Origin of the sequence: Pseudomonas sp. IAC-BECa141, from assembly GCF_020544405.1 — a bacterium.
GTDB lineage: Bacteria > Pseudomonadota > Gammaproteobacteria > Pseudomonadales > Pseudomonadaceae > Aquipseudomonas.
This window is the reverse complement of sequence record NZ_CP065410.1, coordinates 6,123,386-6,136,520: the sequence shown is the minus strand read 5'-3', so window position 1 is coordinate 6,136,520 and position 13,135 is coordinate 6,123,386. Positions and strand designations below refer to the sequence as shown.

The window sequence follows — 13,135 nt, the reverse complement described above, 5'->3', positions numbered from 1 at the left end:
GGCAATTCCGAACCGTGTGCAGGTGATGGCGTCTGCGTTTGTAGCTCGGTCGTCGGCGGGAGGCGAGCCCGCCATGATTACCCAACCATCCAGACGCCTTTACCTACAACGCCCGCTGAAATCCGGATTGGCGAAATCTCAAAAACTCACCTGCCACTGCCCGACCAACCCGTGATTGCGACTGTTGTTGCCAATCTCGCCGCTGTAACCAAACCCCAGCGTATGCCGCGCCGAAACGCCCAGATCCAGCCCCGCTTCCAGCACCAGACTGTCCCGATCCAGCGAGCTGCCATCGACGCTGAACGCCGTGCCGCCGACGACGAATGCCTGGCGGGTCGAGCTGCTGACATCGCCGTAGGTGTGCTTCCAGCCAGCGGCCATCCGTGGGGTCAGGCTCATGCCATTGTCCAGCGAGCTGAGGTGCGCCAGGCGAACGCCGAAGGTGCTGCTGAAGTTGTCCTGGGTCTGGCTGTCGACCTGCAAGGCCGCCGCGCCGCCCTTTTCCTGATAGCGGTCGCGGTGATAGCGCTGGTATCCGAGGCTGGCGAACGGTTCGGCGCTGAGGCGGCCGCTGCCCATGGCGTAGCCGAGTTCGGCGAAGGCTTGCTGGCTGTCGGCGTCGTAATCACCTTTGGGACGATCACTGAAACCATTGAACGCGATGGTGCGTTTGCTTTCGCCCTGATGGCCGCTGTATGCGGCGCCCAGGCGCAGGGCCAGCGGGCCGTTTTGATGCAGCGCATAAAGGCCGGCGTGCCAGCTCTCGACATTGCCGTCGACACCGGTGGCGTCCAGGTCGGTCTTCGAGTAACCGCCGAGCACGCCCAGTCGCCATTGTGGATTCAATGCCCAGTCGGCACCGAGCACGCTGCCCTTGGTGCGTTGTTCCAGACCGCTGCTGCCGTGCTCGCCATCGAGCTTGCCGTAGCCGCCGATGGCCTGCAGCCAGAGCCGGCCCCGGGCGTTCGGATCATTCAGGTTGCGCGCTTCGGACGGTACGCCGTTGGCGGCGAGGATCGGGGTGTTGCGCTGATCGAGGCCGACCATCAAGCCGGGACTGCCGCCCATCTGCTGCATCGCTGAGAGCATGCTGCTGCCGATCTGGCTGCTGGCGCCGAGGGTGGCGCTGGTCAGATTGGCGTTGCTGGCGCCGGCCAGTTGCTCGATGGCCGCGCCCGCGGTGGATTGGCTGGTGTTGAGCAAGGCGTTGTACAGCGCGTTGTTCTTGCTCATTGAGGCCAGGCTGTTGGCGGCGTTGCTGGCGTTGCCGGTGGCGGCGAATTCATTGAACGCCACGTCATTGCGGGTGTAGGTCAGATCGACCTGAGTCGGCGTGTAAGCGAGGATTGGCGTGAGGAACGCGTAGTCGCTGGTGACCGCGCCGAACGTGCCGTTGACCCGCGCAGCCTGCAGCACCGTGTAGTGGCTCTGCCACGGATAGGTGCCGCTGCCGGGATTGACCGCCAGCGTCGCGCCGTTGAGGTTGGCCGTGCCGCCGACCTGGACCGGTGCGCTGCTGCCATCGGCGTTGACGCCGTAGGCGAGGGTCGAGGCGCTGCCCATGTTCAAGTCGTGCACGACGGTCGCGGTACCGAGGCGGGTGTCGGTGCGCAACGTGCCATTCACGCTGAGGTTGCCCACCGACCCGCCGCCGGCATACACGCCACCGGCGTCCACGGTCAGATTGCCGGCGATACTGCCCTGGTTGACCAGTGTGGCGCCGTTGCGCACGGCACCGCCGTCGCTGAAGTCGCCGCTGCCGGTGAGTGTCCAGGCGCCTTGTTTGACCTCCAGCCATTCAAAGTTGCGGCTGGCACCGAAGCTGCCGCCTGCCGCATCGTCCATCACTACGCGGTCATAACCGCTGCCACCATCGACCATGCCGACAAAGCGGCTGCCGCTGCGCAGGGTCAGATTGTCGTTACCGCCACCCAGGTCCAGTGCCAGGCCATTGCTGCCGCTGAAGGTGCCGCCGTTGATCACGTTGTCGGCGAACTCACCGACGAACTTCACGCCGAAACCGTCGAGGCCTTGAATGGTGCCGTAGTTTTCCAGCGTGGTGGCCGCCAGCCCTGAACCGCCGCTGCCGTCGTCCACCAGAATGGCGCTGTTGGCGCCGCTGATCAGGGCGCCCTTGGCGTTGAGGATATAACCGCCGCCCAGCGCGATGCCTTCACTGCCATTGGCAAAACCGCCCTTGTCCACACCGCCGGCGCCGACGCCCTGGATCGTGCCGTAGTTTTCGATGTGGGCGATCTTGTCGATGTCCACGCCGTCGCCGTCGCCATTGGGTTGCAACCCGGAATACGCGCCGGTGATGGTGCCGTGGTTGATCACCGTGCCGTCGCCATCGGAGCCGAAACCGGAGCCATTGCGCCCGGTGATCTGCCCGTAGTTGACCAGCGTCGCCCCCAGGTCAGTGGTGATGCCGTGCCGGCCACCGGAAATCACGCCGTAGTTGATCACGCTGACGCCGGTCGCGGTGTCGATATCGATGCCGTCGAACTTCTGGTCGGCGTTGCGCGAGTCTCCGGTCGAGATCTCGCCGTAGTTGCTGATGGTGGCATTGGCGCCGGTCTTCATGCCGTCGCTGGCGTCGCCACGAATCAGTCCGCCCGCACGGTTGATGATCGTGGTTTTCACCCCGTCACTGCGCAACGCATCAAGATCCAGGCCCTGGCCGGTGCTTGAGCGAATAGTGCCGCTGTTGTCGATCAACAGGCTGCCGCTGATGAAGTTGCTGTCGATGCGAATCGCATCATTGGAGCCGAGAATCTGCCCGCCGCTGCGGTTATGGATCGCGTAATTGCGTGCCTGGGTCAGATCGCCGCTGCTGTCGATGGCCCGGCCGCCGGTGGAGATGATCTTGCCGGCGTTATCGATGATCACGCCGACACCGCTGGTGCTGTCCTTGAGGCTTACGGCCTTGCCGCTGTTGGTGATGCTGCCCGGCGCCGAAATCGTCAGCGTGTCGCTGCCGCCCAATGTCTGCGACGCGGTGGTGGCGGTGTCGATCTGCACGGTCTTGCCGTGGGCGGCGCTGGTGGCGATCAACAGGGCGATGGCAAGCGACAGACGCTGGGGCGGGAAGGGCATGGGGAGAACGTCCTTTTTGTTATAAGCGGGGGCGTTCTGTATAGCGGAGGGTTTTTACAGAATGATGTCCGTGGCGGACTCAGCGGCATCTGCATTATTTTGCGTTTATTAGGAGGTTTAAATCCTGCATCTGCACTTTACTGCAGATCACTGAGTATCTCGATCTTCTGAGATGCACTATATTGCATTTTTAGTTAACCAAACGACCGCAGCAATGCATTTAATTGCAGATGAGAGCCGCATGCACAACCTGACATTGCAAATATTCGACGCCGGCAAATGGCACGACGCGATGGTGTTGAGTTTCGACTCGCCCGAGAAAGGCTTCGAAAGCCGTTGCAGCTTTGGTTACGAGTCGGCGTATCTGGTCGAAAACATTGAGTTTATTGGCTCTCCATTTTCCAAAGCCGTGAGTGCGTTGTATCCCCTGGATTGGGAGGGTCGGCGATCCATCACGCCTGCATTCGTGCATGACATTGCACCGGCAGGCGCCGCTAGAAGGTTTCTCCTCGCACGTATGGGGCAGGAGAAACCTGCAGACATCAGTGCTGACCTTTATCTGCTCGGACACTGCACTCCGGCTCCGATCGGCAACATGCGGATAAAAGAATCAGCCGAGACTGTCGACGAGCGCAAACCCATCGGGTTTCAACGCCAGGATGTCATCAGCCGTGACTACCGGTTTCTTGAATACGCGTATGAAATGGGGGCTGCGATTGGTGGTGCGACAGGGGCTGGAGGCGAAGCGCCCAAGATTCTTCTGGCTGAAGATCGTGCCGGACTTCTTTACCCCGATGCTGTGCTGGACGATGAAAACGTCCGTCAGCACTGGTTTGTGAAGTTTGCCCGAAATAAAGGCAGTCAAACCGATCAAGACATCCTGCGCAGCGAATACCACTACTATCAGGCGCTTCAGGCGCTTGGTATCGAAACCGTCGCTGCGGAAGGTCTGGCGTTAGAGGAATCGAACAAACCCAGCTTGTGGATGCGGCGTTTTGATCGCCAAGTGACTGAGCGAGGTGTAGAGCGTTTTGCCGTGGAGTCGATCTACTCGCTGGCCGAGGTGACGACGCCGGGGAGCGCTATGAATCATATGGATGTCATTCGCATGCTTGCCAGGCTTTGGCGGGAAGCGGGGCAAGCGCACGAGATTCCGGCACTTGTCGCAGACTATTTGCGTCGGGACCTGATCAACAAGATTCTTGGCAACTCGGATAACCACGGTCGCAACACCGCAATCATTCGTGACGCCGACTCGTACCGTTTGGCCCCCATTTATGACTTGGCCCCCATGGTCATGGATGACGAAGGTGTGACTCGCACGACCAAATGGCCAAAAGAGCTGGAGAGGGCGGGAGATGTCGATTGGCGGGGTGTTTGCCGCGCATTGGCGGATATTTCCGATCCGGATGACCCATTGGCAGCGATGTCCGATGCACCGGAATCTTTCGAGCGGTTGCGTGAAGATGCGCAGTGCCTGGCCGAGTTGCCGGACATATTGAACGCGGGTGGTTTGCCTGAGCGGACAATGAATCATCCGGGCGTCCACCTGAAAAACCTGGAGCAACGTTTGAAAGAGTGGGATTTGAAATGAGCATGACCGTTGCCGAACGCACAGTGCTCATCGAAAGCATCCAGGAAGCGCTGGCTGAAGGAACCGTAGAAATCGGTGAAGCCGTTCGCCGTTTGCGCGTTGAGGTCACCGGGCTGCATCAGACCCAGTTCGCGAAGATGTGCAAAATTTCGGTACGTACGCTGGTGCACATCGAACACGGCGAGGGCAATCAGACGCTCAAATCGCTGAACGCCGTGTTTCGACCGTTCGGGCTGAAGATGGGGGTGGTGCGGGTTCGACGCGATAACAGCTGAACCCGCAACACACTTAATCTCTATTGAGCTTTAAGCGCGGCACTCAACCAACCCCTTCACCTGCCCCTCGGCCGTCTGATTCTCATCGCTCAACCAGCGCTCGAACCCTGCCGCAATCGCCGGCCATTCCGAGTCCAGAATCGAGTACCACGCGGTGTCGCGGTTCTGGCCCTTGACCACCATGTGCTGGCGGAACACGCCTTCGAAGCTGAAGCCCAGGCGCTCGGCCGCGTATTTGGAGCGGGCGTTGCCGTTGTTGCATTTCCATTCAAGACGACGGTAGCCGAGGGCGAAGGATTCCTTGGCCAGCAGGTAGACCGCCTCGGTGCTTTTCGGCGAACGCTGCATCGGGGCGCCGAAGGTGACGTGGCCGATTTCGATGCGGCCCTGGGCCGGAACAATCGACATCAGGCTGAGGATGCCTTGCACCTGGCCGCTGGCGCGGTCGATGACGCTGAAGAAATACGGATCGCTGTGGGCGGCGTGATTATTCAGCCAGTCGTTGAAGGCGCTGCGCTCCGGAAACGGGCCGTAGGGCAAATAATCCCAGAGTTTCGGATCGGCGCCGGGGCCTTGCAGAGCGTTGAACAGGTCGTCGCCGTGGCGCGCCGGGTCGAGTTTTTCCAGGCGGATGAAGCGGCCTTCGATCAGGGTGGTGGAGGGCGGCGGCACGCCTTTCCAGTCAGCGAGAGAAATCGTCATGCACGTGGCTCCTTAAATGGCTTTGCGAAACTGGATGAAGCCCGGGCGCTCGGCGATGCGCTCGTAGAGCTGGATCGCGGTGGCGTTGGTTTCATGGGTCAGCCAGTGCACCTTGCAGCAACCGTCGGCCCTGGCGGTGGCGTAGACGTGTTCGATCAGCAGCCGGCCGACGCCGGTGCCACGGGTTTGCGGCTCCACCAGCAGGTCTTGCAGGTAGCAGGAGTTTTCGATGCTCCAGTTCGAACGATGGTAGATGAAGTGCACCATGCCCACCGCTTTGCCGTCGGCCCAGGCGAGGGCGGCGTGGGTCGGTTCGTTCGGGTCGAGAAAACGCTGCCAGGTGCTTTGGCTGACGGTGTCCGGCAGCTCGGTGTTGTAGAAGCGCAGGTAGGCCTGCCACAGCGGCAGCCAGGCCGCGTGATCGGCAGCACTGACCGGACGGATGTCGATCTGACTCATGGTGATTTCCTTAACGCATCAAGTGAGCGAGGGTTTGATCGTTGATGTCGGGGCTGGCAGCCAGGCCTTCGCGCACGCCGGCGATATCTTCGGCGCTGCGGTTCTGGCTGAGCTTGCGCTTGCCTTCGAGGCGCTCGATCGGAATGGCGAAACCGACGATGGCCTTGAGCATGCCGTCGATGTAATCGGCCGGGGCATCGTCGACCGACCACGGTTGGGCGCGGCCCGCTTCATGGCGATCGGTGAGGGTGCTGACGATGTCCAGCAGCCGACCGCCATCGCTGAAGGTTTCGGCGTGACCGTAGGCGTGCACGGCGACGTAGTTCCAGGTCGGCACGACTTTGCCGTGCTCGGCCTTGCTCGGGTAAAAGCCCGGGCTGACGTAGGCATCGGCACCGGGAAAAATCAGCATGGCCTCGGCGCCGTCACGCAGGTCTTTCCACTGCGGATTGGCCTTGGCCAGATGCCCGTACAGCGTGCCGTTCGGACCTTGCTCGCGATGCAGCAGCACCGGCACATGACTGGCCTGCAAGCCTTGTTCGCCGTGGGTCACCAGGATGGCGAGGCGGGTGGCGAGGATCAATTCGTGCAGTTGGGACAAGTCATCGATGGCAAAGGCGCGGGGCGTGTACATGGAGAAAATTTCCTTGGCGAATGCCTGCATCGTAGGCAGGCTATTGGTCTGTTGTAAGAGCCATTGATGACCAATTTCATAGGTCCATTTTCATGCCCGATTCGCCCACGCTGTCGCTGCCGTTCAACCCCGCCGGTGTCGAACTCGACCGCCGCAAAGGCCTGAGCCGTCAGCTCTACCAGGCCTTGCGCATGCGGGTGCTGGACGGGCGCCTGGCCAGCGGCACGCGCCTGCCTGCCAGCCGCGATCTGGCGACAGCGTTGGGGATTTCCCGAAACAGCGTGGTGCGCGCTTACGATCAGCTGTATGCCGAAGGTTTTATCGAAGGCCGTGTCGGGGACGGCACTTATGTGGCGCAGTTGCCGCAATCGGTGACACCGGCACGAAAATTATCCACAAAAGTATCCACAGGGTTTTCAACAACCTTACCCACAGCCTTATCCACAATTTCGCTCAATTCCACTGGTAATTTATCCAGCAAAGTTATCCACAGCTGTGCGTTGCAGCGGCTTGAGCGCAACCATTTGCCGACGCCACCCAGTGGTCCGCCACGAGCATTCCGGGTCGGTGTTCCGGCCTTCGATCTGTTTCCGTTCGACGTCTGGGCCAAGCTGAACGCGGCCTTCTGGCGCAAACCCGATTTGCAGCAACTGTGTTACGGCGACCCGGCGGGCGATGCGCGCCTGCGCGGTCTGATCGCCGCTTATTTGCGCAGTTCGCGCGGCATGCAGTGTTCCGCTGAGCAAATTGTGATCACCAGTGGCGCACAACAGGGAATCAGCCTTTGTGCACAGTTGCTGGTTGAACCGGGCGCCGGAGTGGGCATCGAGAATCCCGGCTATCGCGCAGCGGGTCATGCCTTCGCGCTGGCCGGTGGTCGGCTGCATGGCATTGCCGTGGACGAAGAGGGCATCGACTGCGCGGCACTGGCGGCTGCCGAAGATTGCCGGGTGGCGTATGTCACGCCGTCTCATCAGTACCCGACCGGGGTAGTGATGAGCCTGGCGCGACGTCTGGAACTGCTGGACTGGGCCGAGCGCACCGGGGGCTGGATCGTCGAGGACGACTACGACGGCGAATATCGCTACACCGGCGCGCCCTTGGCCCCGTTGGCTGCGCTCGACCGCCAGGGTCGTGTGTTGTACGTCGGCACCTTCGGCAAAGTCGCGTTCCCGGCGCTGCGTCTGGGTTATCTGGTGCTGCCTCCGGGGTTGGTGAAAGCGTTTGCGCAACGACGTGCGGTGGATGTCCGGCATTCTGAAGTCAGCACCCAGGCGGTGATGGCCGAGTTCATGGCGGCCGGGCACTTCCAGCGGCACATCCGGCGGATGCGTCGCGCGGCTGTGAATCGGCGCAATGCCTTGATCAACGGCTGGCCTCAAGGCCTGGCGGGCGTCGGCGAATTGCCGGCTGTGTCGGCCGGACTGCATCTCACGGTGGCAGTCGACAGCGTGGCCCGTGAGCAGCAGTTGATAGAGCAAGCCGCCAGTGTGGAGGTGGAAGTCCAGGGCCTGAGCAAGTATTGGCTGCCGGATTCGGTGACGCCGCTCGATCAGCGGGCCGGTCTGGTGCTGGGCTTTGCGGCGGTGCCGGAGCCGGCAATCGAGTCGGCTCTGGCCCGCCTGCGCTCTGTCTGGTGTGAATAGTTATCGGGTGCCCGCCGGCTGTGGCTTGAGGAACAGGTCACGCACCGTCGGGTCGACGATGCGGCGCATTGCATTGTCGACGGCATCGAAGGTGCTCAATGTCTGACGGGTCTTTTCATCGAGGGTCTGCAGATAGGCATCAGCGAATTTCAGGTGGGCGATGGTGTACTGGGCATCCGCGTCACTCTTTCGTTCGTAGTGGAAATGCGCCACCCACATCGGTCGTCCTCCTTTGGCCTTGTCGAGAATCCGGTATTCCTGAAAGTAATCACCCCGCTGTCGGGTTCGGATGCGACCGCGTTCGTCCTTGACGACGTCGACCTGACCGTTGTCGTACAGCCAGTGGAAATAGGTTTCCCGGGGCTTGCGCTGCTTGAGCATCTCCCCGTAGACGGCGTTGCCTTCGGTGCGTGTGATGGTCGCGCCGGCACGCAGATCCGGACTGAGAGCGGCAACCGGCCAGGAATCCAGTTTGGCTGCGCGCCTTTTGGCAAATACCGTGTCCACGTCATTGGCCGCCTGTTCCAGGCGTGCGGCCTGCTGGTCGAACATGTCTCTGATATCAGCGGGAATGCGCCCCGGACGCCGGGCACTTTCGCGAGTCCTCGTGATGAAGTCGTTGATGTCATAGCTCAGCTCCTGCGCTTTGTTGATCAGGTCACTGTCCTCGACTGACTGTGCCGGTTTCGGTGGTCGAGCGGAAATTTTCACGAACGGTGATTCTTCGTCCGACTGGGTCGTACCGGGCAAGCGGGCCTGTTCGGCGGTATTCTGGCGCGGACGGGTTTTGCTGACTTTGACCTTCGGTTGCGAAGTCGAGGGCTGCGGATCCTGTCTGGCGGGTGTCGCGATGGGCTCGACTTGAGGCTCGGGGACTTCGGCGATCAGGCGCTCGCGGGCCAGCTCACGGAACTCGCCGATCAGTTCGCGAATCCTGTCGATCCTGGCCTGGATGAACTGTGCAGGGTGTTTGGCGGGCAACTGTTCCATCTGATCGTCGAGACTGGAGAGAAGGTCATTCCAGTGTGAAAACTGCTCGATACGCGCGGCTTTTCCGTCCGCAGTGGCGGTTGTGCGTGAAAGTCCGAGCAGCTCGTGAGCGGCGTCTGCAGCCTTGACGGTGATGATGCCGATGTCCTGCCGGGCGGCGTCCATTTCCGGTCCGGGATGTTCGACGACGCAGCGTTCAAAGGACATGCCGATTTCGTTGGCCTTCAGATCAAGTTCGCCGTAAGCGGGCATCAACCGTTTCAAGTCTGCGGCCAGTTTTGCGCTTTTGCCGGAATGCTTGACCAGTACAAGCAGAGAGCGATTCAGCGTCTGAAGGGTGGCGATCATTTCGTCACTGAGTGCTGTGGCTCGGGTCGCGATGTCGATCTGTTCACTGCGTGACAGGGGAGAACTGTTGTCAAAGCTGTCCGCGATCCTTTTGGACGTCATCGCATACAGGCGTATCTTCACCCGCAGCCATGAACCCAGGCAGCGATGCTGCTCGGCGGTCATGCGCATCAGTTGTGCCTGGTAGAAAACACCGCCGCCACCGTTCTGGTGCCAGGTCGCGAGCTGTTCCAGCGCCTGGGTGTAGCCCGTCCCATTCGTCATGGCCAGGTCCAGGTAACGTGGCGCAGCGCGCGAATAGGTGGCTTCGCTGTTGTCATTGGGCAAGGCGAGCAATTCGGTCAGCATGTCGCGCTTGTTTGCCGGTTCACGTGAGAAGAACAGTTGCAGGGCTTGCCACGCGGCGTCCTTCTCTTGTTCCTTGGCGCGCCGTAGCGCGTCGAGGCGACCGGTCGGACCGCCCCCACGCAAGCGCAGTTTCGGGTCCCAGTGCCATTGTCCGGATTTGTCGTCATATTTCAGGGGCATGCCGGTGCGTAGCGGGTCGTGCGGATGAATGATGTACACCGGCTCGTCCTTGCGGGCACTGACTTGAAACCAGCGGCTGCCGACCTGGGCATAGGTCTTGTCCGCGACCGTATAGAGGTGGTTGGTCGATGACACCTGTTTGTCGTGCAGGTCAGGGGCCTCGACCTTGAAACTGTCGAGCATCGCAGTGAAGCGCTCGCTGGAGTCCGGTCGCGGGAGGAGCGCAGGTTCCAGCAGTGTGAGATGGCCGGCGGGGATGTCTCCGGTGAGGGTGACAGGATCGTGGGTGACAGCCTTCGGGGCAGGTGACAACTCCGTTGTCTGGTTTTCGAAAGGTTCTTCGGCTTCCCGCAAGGTTTGCGGCGTTTCCCGGGTCGCGCTCAATTGCGGATTCAGCGAGCGGTTGCGCCGTGCGACGACCCGGTGGGTCAACAGAATGCCGAGTGTCATCAGAATGTCGGCAGTCGATTGCCAGGTCATCAGGTCATCGCCGCGTTCATGGGCATCGATGGCTTGCTGAATCTGTTCGATGGTCTGCCAGACCCATACGGCGGCACCTGCCGCTCCGCTCATGAAATTGGAGGCGATACTGAAGATCGCCCAGCCGCTTTCGGCCAGCAATGCCCAGCGCCGCTCGCTGTTGGACACCGACTGGCGGTCGGCGAGTTCGATCAATGCCCGACTATTGGCCGCATGCAAGGTGCCCAGAATGTCTCCCGTCAGAGGCTGGTTCGCCAGTTTGATGGGTCCGGTCAGGTCCAGGTGCATGAAGGGTTCGAACACCAGTTGGGTCACCGTCCACGGGGAAGGAAGCCCTGTTGCAAAAACATACTGCGAGTATTCGAAACTCAGCGAAGGCGAGCCGAGCCAGGCCAATACGGAACTGCGCAATTCCCCGGGCTGGTACAGCGCATACATCAGATTTTGCAGGGATGCGAACTGCATCAGTGGCATGTCCGTCATCGGTCGATACAACAGGCAAGGCCCCTGGCGATGATCGCGGGGGGCAATGATGAACATGTTGGTCACGGTGTCTGACTGACCGCTCAGGCGGCGAACGGGGGTAAACGCCAGTGGGCGGATGGTCACCGGATGCTCCTGCGACGGTTGATTGCCTGTGATGGCGTCCATCAACTGACGGATGCAGGCGTGACCCCGTTCATCGACGCCACCCAGATGTCGGAGTTTGCATTCCAGCGCCAGCAACGGCAGGAGTATGGGCAGTTGGCGCGTGTAGCGAGTCTTCTGTTCGGCAGCACGGACCGGGTCGTCGATAAGGTTGCGTTTGATCAGTTTCGGGTAGTGGAGGCCAATGTCGACCTGCTCTGCCAGGGCACTCAGGTAATCGACCGTCAGCCACGCCGGTAAGGCCCGGCCATCGTCGAAGTCGATGCTTGCCTGATACGGCGGGGTGTTTTGCAAGGCGAATTCACCCAGCGTCTCGCGAACCCGACTCAAGGGATTGGCGAAGGTGAAGCCAGCCGTTTCCATGCTGTCGGTCACGGTGATTCGCAAGCGGTCCAGCGGCAGGTCGGCGGCCCCCTCCGCGCGGGTATCGGCCAGTATTGCCTCCTGCATTTTTTGCTCGGCATAGGGTTTGATTGCAGGAAGGTCATCGACCTTGAACGCGCCGTCCGCAGCCTCCTGACGCAACGCGCCGAGGTCGACCAGGTAGCGGCTGTAGGTTTGCAGGTCCGTCGCCGACGCCGCTTTCAACCAGTCTGGAATTGCCTTTTCCAACTGGTTGATCCGGTTTCGTTCCGGCGGGCTGAGTCGGTTGGTGTTCTGTGAGCCAGCCATGACCCGGTTGTCGAGGTGCTGACTGGCGGGATCCAGTGCCGCGATGGCGACCAATTGATTGGCCACGAGTGCCTGGGCAACAGCGTCGAAGATATTGCCGTCGGGTTCGATCAGGCGCCACTGCAGCGGTGGTTGTGGGTGTTCGGGATCGATACGTTCCGGCAGGGAGTCTCCCAGTTGTTCCAGTGAATCGAACGATTCATAGCCGTCGTCAATGGTGTGCAGCAGAATTCGCTGCCGTTTGCCGAGGGTTGCCGTGATGACCAGGGCGCCGGCGACAAGCGCATGCGTGACGGTGCTGCCATCGACCTGGTCGATGTCCATGATGCAGGCTCGCAGTCCGGTGAAATGATCGCTGGCGGTCGGGCGTTCGGCTTTGTCCGGGTACTGCGCGACGAAGCGCGCCAGCAGGCACGCGTCGCTATCCCAGCCACTGGCGGTCTGAACATCGACAGCCGAGCGCAGTTGGTCGGACAGTGCTCGCCAACGGGGCTGGTCCTGTTCGGTTTCATTCCAGTAATCCAGCTGGCGCTGCTGAAATGCGACGAACAGCAGAGGGGCATGTTCGTTCATCAATAAGGTGAGCTCATCCATGCTCACCGCCAGATGGAGCGGTGGATTGGAGAGGGGCATGCCTGTCAGGAAGTGTTCACCTTCGATGAACTCGGCGGTGGTCTTGTGCAGGCTTTGTTGTATCAGGACGTGGGTCAGCGTTTCGAAGTTGCAGGCTTCGACGGTCATCTGCGGCGCGTCCATGTTGCGTACCGGTGTGGCGAGCAGGGTGTTATCCGGATCGAGGTGTTGGTCGGGGTAGCGTTCGCTCAATACTGTACGCAACAGTGTCGAGGCGATCTGATGCAGCGAATAGCCTTGACTGGCCATTTCGACCAGTCGGCTCTGTTTCAGCAAGGGAGGGGACACGTCGTGTGTCACTGCAGGTGTATTCACGGGCCTGTTCCATGGGTGAAGAAGGTAGCGGGATTGCTACTTCGATTCCGGTCCACGGTAAGCCGGGTTTTTGCCTGTGCGGTGGTAGATAGATAAGGGCGCCGGCGACACGGTA

General features: G+C 61.0%; 8 protein-coding genes. 3 read left to right on the top strand and 5 right to left on the bottom strand.

All coding sequences use genetic code 11. The annotated features are described in order from the left end of the window. Window positions 1–138 precede the first annotated feature (138 nt). Entirely contained in the window at window positions 139–3,096 is a 2,958-nt protein-coding gene (locus tag I5961_RS28205; protein ID WP_227233956.1) for an autotransporter domain-containing protein, read from the bottom strand. A gap of 241 nt (window positions 3,097–3,337) precedes the next feature. Here I5961_RS28205 and I5961_RS28200 point away from each other — a divergent pair, with 241 nt between their 5' ends. Both I5961_RS28200 and I5961_RS28195 read left to right on the top strand, forming a co-directional pair. Next, window positions 3,338–4,690: a HipA domain-containing protein gene (locus I5961_RS28200; protein WP_227233955.1), complete on the top strand. Its 1,353-nt coding sequence runs from the start codon at window positions 3,338–3,340 to the stop codon at window positions 4,688–4,690. Then, window positions 4,687–4,965, top strand: coding sequence for a helix-turn-helix domain-containing protein (locus I5961_RS28195; protein WP_085702283.1), 279 nt, complete (start codon window positions 4,687–4,689; stop codon window positions 4,963–4,965). Before I5961_RS28200 ends, I5961_RS28195 begins: the two co-directional genes overlap by 4 nt. Before the next feature lie 30 nt (window positions 4,966–4,995). Here the strand turns inward: I5961_RS28195 and I5961_RS28190 are convergent, their stop codons facing one another. From I5961_RS28190 to I5961_RS28180, 3 genes are read right to left on the bottom strand one after another with little or no spacing between them, the layout of a single operon-like run. After that, the gene (locus I5961_RS28190) at window positions 4,996–5,667 is read right to left on the bottom strand and encodes a GNAT family N-acetyltransferase (RefSeq protein WP_085702284.1); all 672 of its coding nucleotides are present in this window, start codon (window positions 5,665–5,667) and stop codon (window positions 4,996–4,998) included. 12 nt (window positions 5,668–5,679) lie between these two features. Continuing rightward, the gene (locus I5961_RS28185) at window positions 5,680–6,126 is read right to left on the bottom strand and encodes a GNAT family N-acetyltransferase (RefSeq protein WP_085702285.1); all 447 of its coding nucleotides are present in this window, start codon (window positions 6,124–6,126) and stop codon (window positions 5,680–5,682) included. A 10-nt stretch (window positions 6,127–6,136) separates the two neighbouring features. Beyond that, a complete protein-coding gene (locus tag I5961_RS28180; RefSeq protein WP_085702286.1) occupies window positions 6,137–6,760 on the bottom strand; it encodes an FMN-binding negative transcriptional regulator in 624 nt (207 codons plus the stop codon). Between the two features lie 92 nt (window positions 6,761–6,852). Here I5961_RS28180 and I5961_RS28175 point away from each other — a divergent pair, with 92 nt between their 5' ends. Next, window positions 6,853–8,406 carry a PLP-dependent aminotransferase family protein gene (locus I5961_RS28175; protein WP_227233953.1) on the top strand — a complete coding sequence of 518 codons (1,554 nt, stop codon included), beginning with the start codon at window positions 6,853–6,855 and terminating at the stop codon, window positions 8,404–8,406. Here the strand turns inward: I5961_RS28175 and I5961_RS28170 are convergent, their stop codons facing one another. Further along, a complete protein-coding gene (locus I5961_RS28170) occupies window positions 8,407–13,020 on the bottom strand; it encodes a dermonecrotic toxin domain-containing protein (protein ID WP_227233951.1) in 4,614 nt (1,537 codons plus the stop codon). It lies immediately after the preceding gene. Window positions 13,021–13,135: the final 115 nt, after the last annotated feature.

Coding starts and splice junctions, on each gene's coding strand:
- I5961_RS28205 (WP_227233956.1), bottom strand. CDS start 3,096: ATGCCCTTCCCGCCCCAGCGTCTGTCGCTTGCCATCGCCCTGTTGATC.
- I5961_RS28200 (WP_227233955.1), top strand. CDS start 3,338: ATGCACAACCTGACATTGCAAATATTCGACGCCGGCAAATGGCACGAC.
- I5961_RS28195 (WP_085702283.1), top strand. CDS start 4,687: ATGAGCATGACCGTTGCCGAACGCACAGTGCTCATCGAAAGCATCCAG.
- I5961_RS28190 (WP_085702284.1), bottom strand. CDS start 5,667: ATGACGATTTCTCTCGCTGACTGGAAAGGCGTGCCGCCGCCCTCCACC.
- I5961_RS28185 (WP_085702285.1), bottom strand. CDS start 6,126: ATGAGTCAGATCGACATCCGTCCGGTCAGTGCTGCCGATCACGCGGCC.
- I5961_RS28180 (WP_085702286.1), bottom strand. CDS start 6,760: ATGTACACGCCCCGCGCCTTTGCCATCGATGACTTGTCCCAACTGCAC.
- I5961_RS28175 (WP_227233953.1), top strand. CDS start 6,853: ATGCCCGATTCGCCCACGCTGTCGCTGCCGTTCAACCCCGCCGGTGTC.